Raw genomic sequence first — 16,082 nt, forward strand, 5'->3', positions numbered from 1 at the left:
GTCATGTCGACACATTACTTTTTGGCGCTGCCGATCGAGGATGAAACGTTCGAACACGTACAACGGGACATCTTGCCGTTTTATTCGTATCGTCGGACGTATCGTCCGGAGGAATTTCATTTGACACTTCAGTTTCTCGGTGCGTTGGACGATGATGAAGTCGAGGCCGTGAAAGAACTCACACGTGAAGTGACAACGTCGACAGCCCCGTTCGCGCTGACGTTCCAGCACATCGACCACTTCGGGAGACCAGATCGTCCGCGTGTCTTGACGGTCGTCCCGGAACCTTCCGTGGAGTTGACGACGCTCACCGGGACGCTTCGGCGAAAGTTATCTGAAGAGATTCCGGCTCTCGACCGTAAACCGTTCGTCCCGCACGTCACACTTGCGAAGAAGTGGGACACGGGTACACGCATCCCGTATATCGCCCCGACGTTCACCATCGAGGAACCGATTGACACGGTCGTCCTTTATCGAATTAACCCGAGTCACACTCCTGCCTATGAGGCAGTCGAAGTATTTCCGTTACAGCGGTCAGAGGAGGACACATGGCGATCCCGATTAAAATTTTTGACGTAACATCTAAATATGAACGAAACATGCTCGACCAGTTCAATCGTTTTCAAGAGTATATCGAGTCCGACGTCGCCCGCATGCGTCGCCTCCACGATTCGAATCGGTTGAACCCGCCCGAAATTATGGAGTTTGAGAATCCGTGGTGGAAATTTTGGCGCCGCACGGAACGCATCGAGCTCGAACCGACCCCGCTCTCGGAGTCGCAGTTCCAGACGCTGCTCACGAACCGCCGTCACATCCAAAAACTGCAATACGCCTGTGAAGGCGCGACCGAGGCGGACGTCCCGTTTTTGCCGTTCTTGCGAGAATACGGATATCGTAAGATGGCATCCGAATGGAACGACCAACATTTCTTCATGTATCGTCCGGTCGTCGAATGGAACGGGGCGACGGTCGAACTGAGCCATCTCATCATCGGGCCGTCGCATATTTATCTGGTCGAATGGCTCGACGGCGACCGGAGCATCTATCACATATCGAAGCAGAAGACGTGGATTCATCAACCGCTCAAAGGGGAAAATAAACGTGTAGTCAACCCGCTCATCGCGTTGACACGTACCGAAGAAATCGTTCGACAGTTTCTTCCGTCCTATGACGGGGTCATCCAAAAAGTGACGTTGGCCCCACAAGGCTATTTCGATCATGTGCCTGAAACACGGTCGACACAGTTCATCTCACGGGCGGATTATGAGCCGTGGATGAAACAAGTGAACACGAGGGCGCCAATCGTCAAAGCCCAACAAATTCGAGATGTGGCGAAACTACTAGATGCGACAGCCCAGATGCCGTTTCGACAATTTTTGGACCAGTAAGTAGGAGAGGATGGAACGCGTATGCATCACACACCAGATCAGCAAACGACGTCTCATGTGACGATTGAACGGGCCTCCTTGCTCTCATTCGAGACGATTCGACTCGAAGTCATTGCCGAATATGAATCCGTACCGGTGCAAATCGAACAGAACGGTCGACCGGTCGATTATGTGGTGCTCAACGAATGGACGACAGAGGCGGGGACGATTGAACGAGATATCCAATTGACGCGCCCGGTCACGCTCGAAGCGGTCTACACCGTGTTTCATCCTGGACATAGGACGATTGTCGTCGTGCCCCGCGAAATCGTGCATACGGACGAGTTTGAGCGTCGCTATGCCTATGACGGGCCGCTCGGCCTTTCCTTTTCCGAGCAATCGATTGAGGCATACGTTTGGTCACCCGTCGCGTTTTCAATTTGGTTCGTCATCCATGATCCCGATACGCATCGTGAGATTGAACGGTTTCGCATGTCACGGAGCGGGCGAGGCGTCTGGCATGCCGATGTTCCTAGACTGTATGAAGGCTATTTTTATCGACTGTACGTCAAGACACCTGTCGAAACGAACGAGGTCGTCGATCCCTACGCCAAAGCCGTCAGCCTGAATGGCGAATTTGGCGTATTGATCGATGTCGAGACGGCCGTCGCGGAGCACGTGGAACCGGTAGAGCGACCGCCGCTCCGCAAAGCGACGGATGCCGTCATCTATGAACTGCACATCCGTGACTTCACGAGCCACCCTGCCTCGACGAGCCGATGGCAAGGGCTATATGCCAGTATCGTTGAGACCGGGTTAAAAACGCGGGCGGGGAACAGTGCCGGTTTCGATTATTTGAAAGAGCTCGGAATCACCCACCTGCAGTTATTGCCTGTCCATGATTTCGGCAGCGTCGACGAAGCGACCCGGATGCCATACAACTGGGGCTATGATCCGATTCATTGGTTCGGTTTGGAGGGCAGTTATGCCTCGAAACCCGACGAGCCGTTAGCACGCATCCTAGAGTATGCCGAGATGGTCGATGCCTTGCATCGTCATGATATGCGCGTCGTCGTCGACGTCGTCATGAACCATATCTTCATCCGTGAGCAATCATCGCTCGAAGCACTCGTCCCGTACTACTATTTCCGGTACGAGCATGACGGCACGGTCGCGAACGGGACCGGCGTCGGAAACGACACGGCCTCGGAACGGTATATGATGCGGCGGATGATCGTCGATTGTGTGACGTATTTTGCCGAGACGTATCACGTCGACGGTTTCCGCTTCGACTTGATGGGCATACATGACGTCGAGACGATGAATCAAATTCGGGCCGCACTCGATAAAATCGATCGCTCGATTTTGATATACGGGGAAGGATGGGATTTGGCGACACCACTCAGCCCGTCACTGAAAGCCTCGTCTCATAACGCAGCTTTCATGCCCCGAATCGGTCACTTCAACGACATGATGCGGGACGCCTTGAAAGGGTCGACGTTCAACGACCGGGAGCGCGGATTCGTCTCCGGGAACGAATGGCGGGAGTGGGAGCTTCGTGAATGTATCACCGGAGCGGTCCAAATCCCGAACGTCACCGTCGGCCGCTTCCCGAGCCCGCAATATACGATCAACTACGTCGAAGCGCATGACAACTATACGACGTACGATAAACTACTGTTATCGTGTGAGGATATGGACGAGACGATGCGGTTGCGGATGCAACGGTTCGCCACGGCCATCGTCATCACATCGCAAGGCGTCCCGTTCCTTCATGCCGGCCAAGAGTTTGGACGGACGAAACAAGGGGTCGAGAATAGCTACAATGCGCCGGACCGAATCAATCACTTTGATTGGGACTTACGTGACGAGCGGCAAGACGAGGTCGAGTTCGTGAAGACGCTCCTCAAATTACGGCGTCGTCACACGTGTTTCCGCTACGATACGCGGCAGAAAGTCATCGAGCAGTTCAAGTTTCTCCCTTCGCCCCCGGGCGTGATTGCCTACGAACTGACGGCGAGCCATTCGTATGATGCCTGGCAACGCGTCCGCGTCTATTTGAACGGCACGTTCCACGATGTGACGTTCCAAGCGGAGGGTGACTGGAACGTCTATGTCCAAGGAGAAACGGCGAGCCTCGTTCCGATTGAACGAAATCCAAGCCAGATTCAAGTCGAGTCGTTGTCAATGACGATTATCGCGTGTTAATATGGTGATTGTATCTTTGTAATTCTTAATGAGATTTGAGCGTGATGAATATGTATTCAGATATAATCGGTGCGCTCGGTGAAGAGTGGACGGTGGCTTCCGCAGGCGGGATTACAGGCGAAGCGTACGTAGCGACGACGCGCCAACAAAAAATCTTTGTCAAACGAAACTCGTCCCCGTTTTTAGCCATTCTTTCCGCCGAAGGCATCGTCCCCAAATTGCTGTGGACGAAACGGATGTTTAACGGTGACGTCCTCAGTGCCCAACAGTTCATCGAAGGTCGTGAGCTATCGCCAGCCGATATGAAGCGGGCTGATGTGGCGGCACAGCTAGGGAAGATTCATCATTCGAAAGAGCTATTATTCATGTTGCAACAGTTGAATCATACACCGGTCACATCCTCGCTATTGCTCCGGCAATGTGCCGCTTACGAGCAAGACGAGGCGGACGTGACGATTGATGAGGCAATCCGTTGGTTGACGGTTCATCAGCCGATTGATGACGAACGTGAACTCGTCGTCTGTCACTCAGACTTGAACCATAACAATTGGATTGAGGGCGAGACCGGTCTGTTATATTTGACCGACTGGGATGACGCCATTATCGCGGATCGTGCCTTTGATTTAGCTATGGTCGTTTACAGCTATGTCGACGAGGTGGACTGGGAGACGTGGTTCAGCCATTATGGCATCCGTTTCACGTCCGAGTTACACTACCGGATGCACTGGTATGCGATTGCTCAGACGGTTCTCACTTTGTATGGGGAACAGAACGGCATCGCCCGTGCTGAAGGGTTGACCGTACTCCGGGAACTGCTCGATGAGGCAGAGGAACGGACGCAATAAAAAAAGGGATGGATCACGAGTGTGAGCCATCCCTTTCCATATGCATCAGACATCATCAGGTTTCATGAAATACGCCCATACGAACGTCGCGATGACGGCGCCGAAGAACGTCAGCGGAGCCGCGTAAAAAATGAGAAATTGATCCAACGTGCTCATCGATATAACCTCCTTGTGAAGGATGATTCATGTTCATTAAACAATGATTTCGTGTATAATCGCAAGGGGACTGCTCGCGCGAAGCGGCTAGTCAGCTGAAACTTGAACATTTCTTGAACGAAAGGTTGGAAAAATATGCGTTTACGTCACAAACCTTGGGCTAAAGAATACATGGAAGCTCAAGAACACGTCTTTATCACTCATCCCGAAACGTTAAAAGGGAACTGGAAAACAGAATTTAACAACGACAACCCACTCTTCATCGAAGTCGGATCGGGGAAAGGGCAATTCGTCTTAGGGATGGCTCAACAATTCCCAGACGTCAATTTCATCGCCATCGAGTTGTTCGAGAGCGTCGCCGTGTCAATCGTGCAAAAACTCGTCGAAACGCCGATGCCGAACGTCCGCGTCTTGACTGTGGATGCGAAGCGACTCGTCGACTATTTCGAGGCTGGCGAAGTCGACCGCGTCTATTTGAACTTCTCGGATCCATGGCCGAAGACGAGACATGCAAAACGTCGTTTGACGTATAAGACATTCCTCGCCACGTACGAGGCTGTATTGCCACGCGGAGGCGAGATTCACTTCAAGACCGATAACCGCGGACTGTTCGAATATTCACTTGAGAGCATGAGTCAATACGGCATGTACTTCACAGATATTTCACTTGATCTTCACGCGAACGAACCGGCAGATAACGTCCGCACCGAGTACGAAGAGCGCTTCAGCGCCATGGGACAACCGATTTATCGGATGGAAGCCGCGTTCCGCCCGAAAATTTGACACGCTTTTTTCTTATTTTAATAGCATTTTCTTCACACTTTTTTCTTTCTTCTTGGTACAATAGGAATGACGCTAAATTGGAATTAGAGAAGGGGGAACATGGGGATGTTGAAAAAAGCATGGGCAAGCCTGCTTGCACTAATCTTCATTCTAACAATCGCACCACTTAATACCTCGGCAAACGAGGCGTTCTTGGACGCCCTTGAAGAGGATTTGAAAGCCACGCACTATGATTACAAAGAAGGAACGGCTGAAATCGTAAAAGAAGAGACGCTCCGTCACTCGAATGGCAATGAAGTCATCGCGGCGGTCGTTGAAATCGATACGGTCCGTGACGGCATCTTCATCACACGTAAGACCGAGTTCCATTATTATGATGCGACGGACAACAAAATCCTCGCTACAGCTGACCTTGCTGAAGTCGAAGGCGCGACTGAATTTGCAGACGCAAACATCGACATGCTCGGACAACAAATCGTTTATTGGTTGCCTGTCTTGATCTTGTTGCTCTTGATTGCAATCCCGGCTGTCATCTTGTTCGTTGTCGTGCCACGTTTCTACTCGACGACTGAATACATGAACCCGATTTACGAGAAAAACGATAATCCACGTTAAAAAAAGAGCCGCGAGGCTCTTTTTTTATGCCATCTTCAACTGTTCGACGATTTGAGCGACGTCCATGCCGTTACCGGCCGAGACAGAGGCGACAAAGGCGCTCTCGACGATCGGACCGTCATAAAATTGGACGGTCTTCTCACCCTCATACATATCGACGGCCAGTTCGGCGTTCATCGTGGCCGAACCGATATCTGATAAGATGAGCGCCTCTTTGTCAACGGCTTCAATCGCCTCGAGGATTCGGGTCACATCGGTCCCGATGCTGCCGTCCTCGAGTCCGCTGGCTAAATGAATCGGAACGGACGGGGCCATCTCTTTCATCAAGTCTTGAATCCCTTCTGCGATTTTGGCGCTATGGGATACGATGATGAGCTCAACGATGTCACTCGACCTCCTTCATAATCGCTTTTAAGACGATTGAACTCGACAGTGCGCCTGGGTCGATGGTGCCGCGCGAATTCTCACCGAAATAAGATGCCCGTCCTTTCGTGGCGACCATATCCTCGGTCGCGCCAACGAGTTGATCGAGTTTCGTATCAAAGTCATCGGACTCGTTCAAGTCGCTCAAGAACGGTTCCCACACATCGACCATCGTCTTTTGGCCGACTTCTGATTTTCCGCGCGCCTTGATTGCAGTCGAGGCTTCGACAAGTGCTTCTTTGACGAGGCTAAAATCGGCTTCGGTCGCGTCACCAAACTTGGGCGCCGCCTTGACGAAAGCGGAACCGTAAAGCGGACCGGCTGCGCCGCCAACCTTCGACATGAGCGTCATCCCGACTTTCTTGCTTAAGTCGCCGAGAGTCGCGTAGTCGTCGTCAAGGACAGCGACGACCGCTTCGAAGCCACGCGACATATTGATGCCGTGATCCCCGTCGCCGATGGCGCGGTCGAGATCGGTCAGTGTATCCTTGTTCGCCTCAATCTCTGATTGGGCGTGCCGTAATGCTTGCTTGAATCCTTCGATCGTCAACATTGCCTGAACACCTCATTCGTAGATTAGAGTTTGAAACCGAGTGCCGCCGATGGTGCGTCGAGATAGCTCGTCAACTCCTCATCGAGCGGCAAGAGTGTGATCGAGAAGCCGTGCATCTCGAGTGACGTCATATAGTTGCCGACGTATTTCCGTTTCAACGTATAGCCGGCATCTTCAAGTTTTTTCGCGACGAAGTGATACGTCACGTACAATTCAGATAGAGGCGTTCCGCCCATTCCATTGACCATAACGGCAACTTCGCCGGGGCTGACTTCTTTTTTCAAATGATCGAGCAAATCGTCGACAATCGCATCGACGTTCGTCGTCGGTTTCCGTTCGACACCGCGTTCGCCGTGAATCCCGATTCCGATTTCCATCTCTTCTTCATTCAAATCGAATCCAGGTTTCCCGCTCACCGGCATATAGCACGGTTCGACGGCCATCCCCATCGAACGGACGTTAGCCGCTACTTTTTCTGCAAGCGCTTTCACTTCATCGAGTGATTTCCCGCTCGCTGCGGCCGCACCGGCTATTTTATGAACAAACACGGTCCCAGCGACACCGCGACGATCTTCCTTGTTCGTGATGGCGACATCGTCGGCGACGACGACGTGGTCGACTTTAATCCCTTCGGCGTCCGCGAGTTCGGCGGCGAGTTCGAAGTTCATGACGTCACCTGCGTAGTTTTTGACGACGAGCAATACGCCATTGCCACCATCGGCCGCTTTGATGCCTTCGAGCACCATGTCCGGGGTCGGCGAGGTAAATACTTCACCACATACGGCGGCGTCGAGCATCCCATCGCCTACATAACCGGCGTGCGCTGGTTCATGACCGCTCCCTCCACCTGAGACGAGTCCGACTTTTCCGGACTTGGCCCCGTCAGCACGACAGATGACATTAAATCCTTCCACACGACCGTACAGCTCAGGATGGGCATGGACCATACCTTCGACCATTTGAGACACGAGTTCGTTCGCTTCACCGATCAGTTTCTTCACGTGGGATCACTCCTTTTTGAGTTTGAAAAGTACCATATTCAATTTTCCACTCTTTTGGGTGAATTAAACAAAAAAAGTCGGCGAAAATGCTCGCCGACTTCATCTTATGCATATTCAAGTAGAGCGCCAGTCTCTGAATCGACTGTGAATTGGTACGTCTTCTCTTCGTCGTTCTCGAGAACCGAGATGCCGCCTTTGAAGACATCGTATTCGCGTCCGTCATACGTGTAAATCTCAGGCGATGCCGAGATCCATGCCCCTTGGACGTGACCTTTGGCTGAAAATGCACGCTTCGTGTACTCAAGCGCATCCTCGGCCGATAAGCTTCGTTCATCTAACACTTTTTTCGTCATAAGTGCGGCTGCGATGGCAACCCCGATTCCAACTAACCAATATCTTTTCTTCATATGACTACCTCCCCTTGAACTATGGCTATCATGTACATCGTACCAAAACCTGTACCCCATTGGAACGAAAACCATTCGCATCTGCCGAAAAGTTCTGTATATAATGAAACAAGAATGGTTGAAGGGATGGATGGAAATGGAACAAAAAACGAGAGACTTATTCAAGACGTTGACAGAGCTTCCGGGCGCACCTGGGTTTGAATCAGAGGTCCGTCGGTTTGTTCGTGACCGAATTACACCGCACGTCGATGAGGTCATGACGGATGGCATCGGCTCGATCTTTGGGAAACGGGTCGGGGATGAATCAGGCCCACGCATCATGGTCGCTGGACATATGGACGAAGTCGCGTTCATGGTTACTCGCATCACAGAGAACGGGATGCTGTACATACAACCGCTCGGTGGCTGGTGGAGCCAAGTGCTCATGGCACAGCGATTTGACATCGTGACGGCAGACGGATTGATTCCAGGTGTTGTCGCCTCGACGCCGCCGCATCTGCTCGGACCGGACGCGATGAACAAGCCGATGGACATGAAGCAAATGTTTATCGATATCGGGGCCGATACGAAAGAAGAGGCTGAATCGTGGGGCGTCCGTCCGGGTCTTCCGGCTGTCCCGACGAGCGAGTTCACGCCGCTCAAACATCCGAAGAAAATTATGGCGAAAGCTTGGGACAATCGCTACGGTGTCGGTCTCGCCGTCGAGTTGCTCGAAGAGACGACAAAAGCCGATCACCCAAACATTTTGTTCGCCGGAGCGACCGTCCAAGAAGAAGTCGGTCTCCGTGGTGCCCAGACGGCAGCCGAAATGATTCGTCCGGATGTCGCACTCGTCCTCGACGCGTCACCGGCCAACGATGCATCTGGCAATAAAACTGAGTTCGGTCAGCTCGGGGAAGGAGCGCTCATCCGCATCCTCGACCGCGTCATGGTCATGTCTCCAGAGATGCGTGACTTCCTGCTCGATACGGCGTCTGATGAAAACATCAAGACGCAGTATTTCGTCTCGCCAGGTGGCACGGATGCGGGGCGCATCCATATGAGCGGGGAAGGGGTGCCGACGGCCGTCATCGGCGTCGCGGCGCGCTATATTCATACGCATGCCTCAATTTTGCATACGGACGACTACGATGCGGCGAAAGCGCTCCTGAAGGCACTCGTCAAACGACTCGATCGCTCGACGATGGAGACGCTCCGGGCTTCACGCTAATTCAACGAAGGACGTCACTCCTGTAGTGGCGTTTTTTTATATTGAATTTTGTCGAGAAACGCTTATACTGAGAAAAGTGTGAAGACAGAAACTATACGACTGACAAGACAGAACGAGGGGGACTCCCATGCTTAAGAAAAAAGGCATCACACTTAGCCCGTCGCTATACTTTGTGACGGCGCTCAGTTATATGGCACTCGGATTATTCAGTACACTCATTATCGGTTTGATTATGAAGACAGCCGGAGGACAGTTGCTCGAGACGAGCCTGTCCGGGTTCGGTTCGACGCTCATCGAGATTGGCGACGTGGCCATCAGTTTGACCGGACCGGCCATCGGGATCGCCATCGCCTATGCGCTCCAAGCGCCGCCGCTCATCTTGTTCTCGGCGCTCGTCGTCGGGGCGTTCGGCTATGAGTTCGGACCGGCAGGCAGTTATGTGGCGACGTTGCTCGCCGTCGAAGTTGCCAAACTCGTCTCGAAATCGACGAAACTCGATATTTTGGTCACGCCGTTCACGACGATCGGCATCGGTTATTTCAGTGCGACCTATATCGGCAAATATGTCGGGTTGTTCATGACACAGCTCGGCACGTGGATCGAATGGGGCACAGAACAGCAACCGCTGTTCATGGGTGTCGTCGTTGCGACGCTGATGGGGCTCGCCCTCACGGCTCCGATTTCGAGCGCGGCCATCGCCCTCATGCTCGGGTTGAGCGGAATCGCCGCCGGTGCGGCAACGGTCGGCTGCGCCGCCCAGATGGTCGGTTTTGCCATCACGAGCTATCGGGACAACGGCATCGGGGGCGCCATCGCCCAAGGTATCGGCACATCGATGCTCCAAGTCGGCAATATCGTCAAAAACCCATGGATTCTGTTGCCGCCGACCGTGGCCGGCGCCGTGCTCGCCCCCATCGCGATTCTGTTATTTGAACTCGAGAGCGTCGCGGCCGGCGCTGGCATGGGCACGAGCGGACTCGTCGGGCCGATTGTCATGCTTGAGACGATGGGCTTCAGTTGGTATACGTTCATCGTCGTCTTCGGCTTTCTCATCATCGGGCCGGCGGTGCTCAGCTATGCCGTCTATCAAGTGTTGGTCCGAATGAACCGGATTCGACCGAACGACATGAAAATCGAATACTGAACATATGAAAGAGAGCGTCCCGACAAATAAGCGGGACGCTCTCTTTCGTTCACCACCCGAAAAAATTCCGGACGATTTCGACCGTTTCGCGCGGGACGCGGAAACTCGCGAGGAATGACACGAGCAAGACGGCATAGACGGGCAGTAAAAAACGTTTTCGGATGATAGGCAGCCTGCGCACAAGGCGTTTGCCGACCCGTTCAAGTATGTAAATCACGGCGAATCCGACGACGAGCCAAATAAAAATCTCGCCTCGCGACTTGTCCGTATCGATAAATAAATAACCGTAGCGTAGAATCGCCAACATACCGATGACGCCGACGAGTTGTTCAAGTGGATGCTTCATTTCTGGATTCAACTGTTCGCGTGTCCATTTTGTCATGACTTCACCTTTTTCACGTAGTCTTCACTCCCGATTATCATAAAACACGAGAGCGGAATGTGACAACGGACTTATGCTATCATGAATGAGGAAAAAAGAACAGGAGTGGTGAAGATGAAACAACTGACAACGATGAACGAATATACAGCAGCGAAACAAGGGAAGAGCGTCCTCATGTTTTCAGCAACGTGGTGCGGCGATTGCCGTTTCCTCGACCCATTCATGCCGGAAATTGAAGCGAAGTTCTCTGACTGGTCATTTTATTACGTCGATCGTGACGAGTGGATGGAGCTTGCGCAAGAGCTCGACATTTTCGGGATTCCAAGCTTCGTCGCTTTCAACGGCGGACAAGAAGTCGACCGCTACGTCGGACGCGAACGGAAGACGCCTGAGCAAGTCGAAGCCTTCCTTCATGGGCTAGGGTGATTTGAATGGAACGGAATGAATTACGTCGTCATCTCGAAAGTAAGTTCACCGACGGATACCGCACCTCGTACGACCGCGAGAATGAGGTGTTGCGCATCGAACGGGCGACCGACCGTTTCGGCGTCAACATTCGTCTTGCCCCGCTCGTGGCGAAGACAAAAGTCCGGGGGCAAATCGCCATCGATGAGGTCGTACACTATATCAAGACGGCACTCACAGCCGACGATGACGTCACATTAGCAGGCAATGAGGCCAATCTTTATCCCGTCATCCGTTCCGCTTCGTTCGCGACCGAGACGAAACGGGGCGAGACGTTGGCGATGACGCCGCATACAGCGGAGACGGCCATCTTTTATGCCCTCGATTTGGGTAACGGCTATCGATTGATTGAAGAGCGGCATTTGGGCGGGATGACGCTTGAACGTCTTGATGAGTTGGCGCGGGATAACGTTAAAAAATTACCGACCGATTTAAAAGAAGATACGGTTGCCGGTAACACGTTTTATTTCTTGGCGGCGCGCGATGGCTATGAGGCGTCACGTCTGTTGAACGATGATTTTTTACGGGTCATGGAACGCCGTATCGAAGGCGATATGCTCGTCGGGGTGCCGCACCAAGACGTGATGATTATCGCGGACATCCGCAACGATCAAGGCTATGATGCGATGCAACAGCTTATGTTCGACTTTTTCACGAACGGACGGATTCCGGTGACGGCTCTTTCTTTCCATTATGAGGCTGGCGAACTCGAGCCAATTTTTATTGTCGGAAAAAAGAACCCACCAACCGACGCATAATCTGCTAAACTATTTGTGTCTAGTTTGAAAGAAGGGGCGTTTTTACGTATGCAAATCAATGCTTTTTATAACCGTGAAGGAATCGGTGATGTCCTCATGGTCTTGCTAAGAGAAGGCGATCGCCATCATCAAGTCGTTGAACGGAAAGACGATGTCGCCATCATTAAATCGACGACAGGGAAAGTCAATGGCTACAACATTTTTAATGCCAGCAATTATTTCGATGTCAGTGACTGGCACGGACCTGTCGAGTTGACGGCTGAGCTGATTGAATCACTTGGGGTCATCTTACGTAAACAAAATATTGAAGCCGAGTTGACAGGCGTCGATTTCACACCGAACTTTGTCGTCGGGTATGTCAAAGAAGCTGAAAAGCATCCGGATGCCGACAAATTGTCAATCTGCCAAGTTGAAACGGATCAAGGAACGGTTCAAATCGTCTGTGGCGCACCGAACGTCGCGGCCGGCCAAAAAGTCGTCGTCGCGAAACCGGGGGCGGTCATGCCATCAGGGTTGATCATTCGTCCGTCTACATTACGTGGTGAGAGCTCACACGGGATGATCTGTTCGGCGCGTGAATTGAACTTGCCTGACGCACCGCAAGAAAAAGGGATTCTCGTATTAGATGACGAATATGAAGTAGGTAAAGCATTTGAAATCGGTCGCTAAACTCGACCGATTTTTTGCTAAATAGGATTGAGTGAAAAAGCGAGGAATCAAGTATGGATGCATATGAACGTTCATTAAAACAGCAAGCAGACCGAATTCGACGCGAATTATCCCAAGAAGGGAAGAAAGGTGCGCCTGCACCGAAGCCCGAGCCGAAAGATGAATTTGTGCCGTCGGATGTGCCGTCTCCGATTTATGGATACGCCCGACCGAAACCGAAAATCATCCTGCCGACTGAACATTCTCCAGAGACGCGAGACGATTCAGCGATTCGCCAAGCAAAGCGAGTGGCCGTCCCGGTCGAGGAAATGTCAGAGGCGGTGCAGCCGAGTGTAGCGCCTGAGCCTGAGAACGAACCGGTAATTGAGTCTGTAGATGAATCGGCGATGGAGTCAGTAGATGAATCTGTGGCTGAATCCGTAGACGAAACGGTGTTGGAATCAGTGGAAGAACCGGCGATGGAGTCAACAGATGAATCCGTGCCAATCACGGATGAGGCGCCGACAACACAGCCTGACCTCGATGTCGCAGCGGACGAAGCGTCAACAATGGAGACGCTTGAGGACATGGTGGCCGAGCAAGTAGTTGCACCGAGTGAAGCGTCGATTATTTCCACGGAAACGTCGGAACCGATTGCTGAGACTTCGACCGTCTCAGAAGACGAACCGGCTGAACCGGACGAAAAACCGCTCCTCGGCGAAGTCTCGATTGTCGAGAGCGGATTCGCTTCGGTATTTATGGGGTCGACCGACTTGAAATCATCAAAGATTACCGTTCGTGAAGAAAAACAAGATGTGGCCGAACCATCGTTGCCAATCGAAGCATCGGTCGAGACGGTGGCACCGATTGTTGAGGATGTTGCGAAAACATTACAGTCGGACGAACCGGTCGATGTGCCTGATGAAGAAACATTGACGCCCGCCATGGGCGTGTCATACAAAGCGGAAGGCCCTCCGCTCAACGTCATGATGACGCCGCAAGACCGGATGGCGATGTACAAGAGTCGCCGGTTGGCTAAAAAAAACAATAATCTGTAATAGCATGACTCCGGTAGTTTTGCTATAATGACAAAGGTTTGTCGCATTTTTGATACAGACCGCAATGAATTAGGGGGGCTATTTACAGATGAACCGTTATCACTTCGTCGGAATTAAAGGAACGGGCATGAGTCCTTTAGCTCAAATTTTAAATGACATGAACAATGAGGTCCGAGGTTCGGACGTTGACAAAGCATTTTTTACTGAAGAAGCATTGAACCGTAAAGGAATTGAAATCCTTCCGTTTGACCCTGAAAACATTACAGAAGGGCAAATCGTCGTCCAAGGTAACGCCTTCACAGACGATCACCCTGAAGTTGTTCGGGCACGCGAACTCGGATTGACGATATACAAGTACTATGAGTTTCTAGGCGAATTGGCCGACCATTATACAAGTGTCGCCATCACTGGATCTCACGGGAAAACATCGACGACAGGTCTGTTGGCTCACGTCATGCGTGGCATTGAGCCGACATCATTCTTGATTGGCGATGGTACGGGTGAAGGTGTCGAAGATTCGAAAAACTTCGTCTTCGAGGCTTGTGAGTATAAGCGTCACTTCTTATATTATCGTCCGGACTACGCCATCATGACGAACATCGACTTCGATCATTCTGATTACTTCTCAGGGCTCGATGACGTCATCGACGCATTCCAAGAGATGGCCAAGCAAGTGAAGAAAGGCATCATCGCTTGCGGGGATGATGAAAATCTTCAACACATTCAAGCGAACGTGCCGATTGTCTATTACGGCTTTGGCGCCCATAACGACTTCCGCGCCGAGAACGTGAACTCGACGGAGAACGGGACGACGTTTGACGTGTATTTGCGTGACGACTTCTATGGGACGTTCCGGATTCCTGGATACGGCAACCATAGCGTCTTGAACGCACTTGCCGTCATCGCGACATGTGACTACGAGAACTTACCGAAAGAGTTGGTCAAAGACCGCCTCGAGACGTTCAACGGCGTCAAACGCCGTTTCAGCGAATCGACGCTCGGAAGCCAAGTGTTAGTGGATGATTATGCCCACCATCCACGGGAAATCAGTGCGACAGTGGAAGCGGCACGTAAAAAATACGTCGGCCGTGAAGTTGTAGCCATCTTCCAACCGCACACTTACACGCGTCTTAAATCGTTCATGGATGATTTCGCTGCGGCATTAGCCGAAGCGGATGCCGTTTACTTGTGTGACATCTTCGGTTCGGCTCGCGAGCAAGAAGGAACGGTCACGATTGAAGACCTGCAATCGCGTATCGAAGGCGCGAACGTGTTGAAGCGCGGTGGTACGCAAGTACTCCAAGCACACAACGATGCCGTGCTCCTATTCATGGGTGCTGGTGACATTCAGACTTATCAACGCGAATATGAGAAACACGTCCAATTGGAAGCGTGAATCGAGAGCGAACGGCTGATGCCGTTCGTTTTTTTGTGTTTAACATCCAGCCAAGACGGTAATAGTACTACCGACTGAATTTGGAAAAGGAGATGTTAAGGATGGCAAGCCAAGGTGCATTGAACACACTGAACAAAGAGGTGGCCAACTATGGCCTCTTATTCGTCAAACTGCATAACTACCATTGGTACATTAGCGGCCCTCACTTCTTCACGTATCATGAAAAATTAGAGGAGCTGTATAATCTCGTCGCCGAATTGTACGATGACGTGGCGGAACGTCTATTGATGAACGATGGCGAACCGTATGCGACGATGAAGGAGTACCTCGAACACTCGACGCTGCAAGAAGGGGACCGCCACGCGGATACCGAACAGATGATTAAAGATGTCATCAGCGACTTCAAACAGATTCGTCAAGAGATGCAAGACGCGATGGAGAACTTCGAAGACGGGGACGAAGCCATCGAGGACACGTTCGTGTCTCATATCGAGCGACTCGAGAAAGAGATTTGGATGATGTCGGCAGCGCTCGGCAAAAAGACGAAGCTGTAACGAAAAAACAAGCGTGCCGCCATCGGCACGCTTCAGCTTGTTGACTAACATCAATAGAATCGCTCGTCCTTCCGGCGCCCACGCTTTCCGCAGGCAATCCCGGAGCCGC

The 16,082-nt window shown here is 51.9% G+C and carries 20 protein-coding genes; 14 read left to right on the forward strand and 6 right to left on the reverse strand.

Annotated elements, in window-relative coordinates:
* Nucleotides 1–3 precede the first annotated feature (3 nt).
* The 4 genes from thpR to KNO58_RS03380 are packed head-to-tail and all read left to right on the forward strand — an operon-like array spanning nucleotide 4 to nucleotide 4,420.
* Entirely contained in the window at nucleotides 4–579 is a 576-nt protein-coding gene (gene thpR, locus KNO58_RS03365; RefSeq protein ID WP_214751849.1) for an RNA 2',3'-cyclic phosphodiesterase, read from the forward strand.
* Entirely contained in the window at nucleotides 549–1,388 is an 840-nt protein-coding gene (locus KNO58_RS03370; RefSeq protein WP_214751850.1) for an NERD domain-containing protein, read from the forward strand. Before thpR ends, KNO58_RS03370 begins: the two co-directional genes overlap by 31 nt.
* A 21-nt stretch (nucleotides 1,389–1,409) precedes the next feature.
* The gene (pulA, locus tag KNO58_RS03375) at nucleotides 1,410–3,575 is read left to right on the forward strand and encodes a type I pullulanase (protein WP_214751851.1); all 2,166 of its coding nucleotides are present in this window, start codon (nucleotides 1,410–1,412) and stop codon (nucleotides 3,573–3,575) included.
* A 50-nt stretch (nucleotides 3,576–3,625) separates the two neighbouring features.
* Nucleotides 3,626–4,420 carry a phosphotransferase gene (locus KNO58_RS03380; RefSeq protein ID WP_376778150.1) on the forward strand — a complete coding sequence of 265 codons (795 nt, stop codon included), beginning with the start codon at nucleotides 3,626–3,628 and terminating at the stop codon, nucleotides 4,418–4,420.
* A gap of 45 nt (nucleotides 4,421–4,465) precedes the next feature.
* On the opposite strand, the gene cydS is transcribed toward KNO58_RS03380, so the two are convergent.
* Nucleotides 4,466–4,576 (reverse strand): cytochrome bd oxidase small subunit CydS family protein, encoded by a 111-nt coding sequence (cydS, locus tag KNO58_RS15485; RefSeq protein WP_021065570.1) that lies wholly within the window; start codon nucleotides 4,574–4,576, stop codon nucleotides 4,466–4,468.
* Between the two features lie 135 nt (nucleotides 4,577–4,711).
* On the opposite strand from cydS, the gene trmB reads away from it, so the two are divergent.
* Entirely contained in the window at nucleotides 4,712–5,359 is a 648-nt protein-coding gene (gene trmB / locus KNO58_RS03385; protein ID WP_214751853.1) for a tRNA (guanosine(46)-N7)-methyltransferase TrmB, read from the forward strand.
* Between the two features lie 105 nt (nucleotides 5,360–5,464).
* Nucleotides 5,465–5,974, forward strand: coding sequence for a hypothetical protein (locus tag KNO58_RS03390; protein ID WP_021065572.1), 510 nt, complete (start codon nucleotides 5,465–5,467; stop codon nucleotides 5,972–5,974).
* Between the two features lie 24 nt (nucleotides 5,975–5,998).
* Here the strand turns inward: KNO58_RS03390 and dhaM are convergent, their stop codons facing one another.
* From dhaM to KNO58_RS03410, 4 genes are all read right to left on the reverse strand, one after another.
* Complete coding sequence (dhaM, locus tag KNO58_RS03395; protein WP_029595156.1) at nucleotides 5,999–6,358, reverse strand: dihydroxyacetone kinase phosphoryl donor subunit DhaM; 360 nt, start codon at nucleotides 6,356–6,358, stop codon at nucleotides 5,999–6,001.
* A 1-nt stretch (nucleotide 6,359) separates the two neighbouring features.
* A complete protein-coding gene (gene dhaL / locus KNO58_RS03400) occupies nucleotides 6,360–6,950 on the reverse strand; it encodes a dihydroxyacetone kinase subunit DhaL (protein ID WP_214751854.1) in 591 nt (196 codons plus the stop codon).
* A gap of 23 nt (nucleotides 6,951–6,973) precedes the next feature.
* A complete protein-coding gene (gene dhaK / locus KNO58_RS03405; protein ID WP_214751855.1) occupies nucleotides 6,974–7,951 on the reverse strand; it encodes a dihydroxyacetone kinase subunit DhaK in 978 nt (325 codons plus the stop codon).
* Nucleotides 7,952–8,055: 104 nt separating this feature from the next.
* Nucleotides 8,056–8,358, reverse strand: a complete 303-nt coding sequence (locus KNO58_RS03410; RefSeq protein WP_021065576.1) for a PepSY domain-containing protein — start codon at nucleotides 8,356–8,358, stop codon at nucleotides 8,056–8,058.
* 136 nt (nucleotides 8,359–8,494) lie between these two features.
* On the opposite strand from KNO58_RS03410, the gene KNO58_RS03415 reads away from it, so the two are divergent.
* Together KNO58_RS03415 and KNO58_RS03420 are read left to right on the forward strand one after the other, a co-directional pair.
* A complete protein-coding gene (locus KNO58_RS03415; protein WP_214751856.1) occupies nucleotides 8,495–9,568 on the forward strand; it encodes a M42 family metallopeptidase in 1,074 nt (357 codons plus the stop codon).
* 127 nt (nucleotides 9,569–9,695) lie between these two features.
* Nucleotides 9,696–10,712: a PTS sugar transporter subunit IIC gene (locus KNO58_RS03420; RefSeq protein WP_214751857.1), complete on the forward strand. Its 1,017-nt coding sequence runs from the start codon at nucleotides 9,696–9,698 to the stop codon at nucleotides 10,710–10,712.
* 49 nt (nucleotides 10,713–10,761) lie between these two features.
* Here the strand turns inward: KNO58_RS03420 and KNO58_RS03425 are convergent, their stop codons facing one another.
* On the reverse strand, nucleotides 10,762–11,094 hold the full coding sequence (locus KNO58_RS03425; protein ID WP_214751858.1) for a hypothetical protein: 333 nt from the start codon (nucleotides 11,092–11,094) through the stop codon (nucleotides 10,762–10,764).
* 114 nt (nucleotides 11,095–11,208) lie between these two features.
* Between KNO58_RS03425 and KNO58_RS03430 the strand changes: the two genes are divergently transcribed.
* The 6 genes from KNO58_RS03430 to KNO58_RS03455 all read left to right on the forward strand — a co-directional run bounded on the left by KNO58_RS03430 (nucleotide 11,209) and on the right by KNO58_RS03455 (nucleotide 15,973).
* Complete coding sequence (locus KNO58_RS03430) at nucleotides 11,209–11,520, forward strand: thioredoxin family protein (RefSeq protein WP_214751859.1); 312 nt, start codon at nucleotides 11,209–11,211, stop codon at nucleotides 11,518–11,520.
* Between the two features lie 5 nt (nucleotides 11,521–11,525).
* Nucleotides 11,526–12,317 carry a DUF1444 family protein gene (locus KNO58_RS03435; RefSeq protein ID WP_214751860.1) on the forward strand — a complete coding sequence of 264 codons (792 nt, stop codon included), beginning with the start codon at nucleotides 11,526–11,528 and terminating at the stop codon, nucleotides 12,315–12,317.
* Nucleotides 12,318–12,365: 48 nt separating this feature from the next.
* The gene (ytpR, locus tag KNO58_RS03440) at nucleotides 12,366–12,986 is read left to right on the forward strand and encodes a YtpR family tRNA-binding protein (RefSeq protein WP_214751861.1); all 621 of its coding nucleotides are present in this window, start codon (nucleotides 12,366–12,368) and stop codon (nucleotides 12,984–12,986) included.
* A gap of 53 nt (nucleotides 12,987–13,039) precedes the next feature.
* A complete protein-coding gene (locus tag KNO58_RS03445; protein WP_214751862.1) occupies nucleotides 13,040–14,023 on the forward strand; it encodes a hypothetical protein in 984 nt (327 codons plus the stop codon).
* An 88-nt stretch (nucleotides 14,024–14,111) separates the two neighbouring features.
* Entirely contained in the window at nucleotides 14,112–15,419 is a 1,308-nt protein-coding gene (gene murC / locus KNO58_RS03450) for a UDP-N-acetylmuramate--L-alanine ligase (RefSeq protein ID WP_214751863.1), read from the forward strand.
* Between the two features lie 101 nt (nucleotides 15,420–15,520).
* Nucleotides 15,521–15,973 (forward strand): Dps family protein, encoded by a 453-nt coding sequence (locus KNO58_RS03455; protein WP_021065585.1) that lies wholly within the window; start codon nucleotides 15,521–15,523, stop codon nucleotides 15,971–15,973.
* Nucleotides 15,974–16,082: the final 109 nt, after the last annotated feature.

Source organism: Exiguobacterium sp. J17977, from assembly GCF_018616375.1.
GTDB lineage: Bacteria > Bacillota > Bacilli > Exiguobacteriales > Exiguobacteriaceae > Exiguobacterium > Exiguobacterium mexicanum.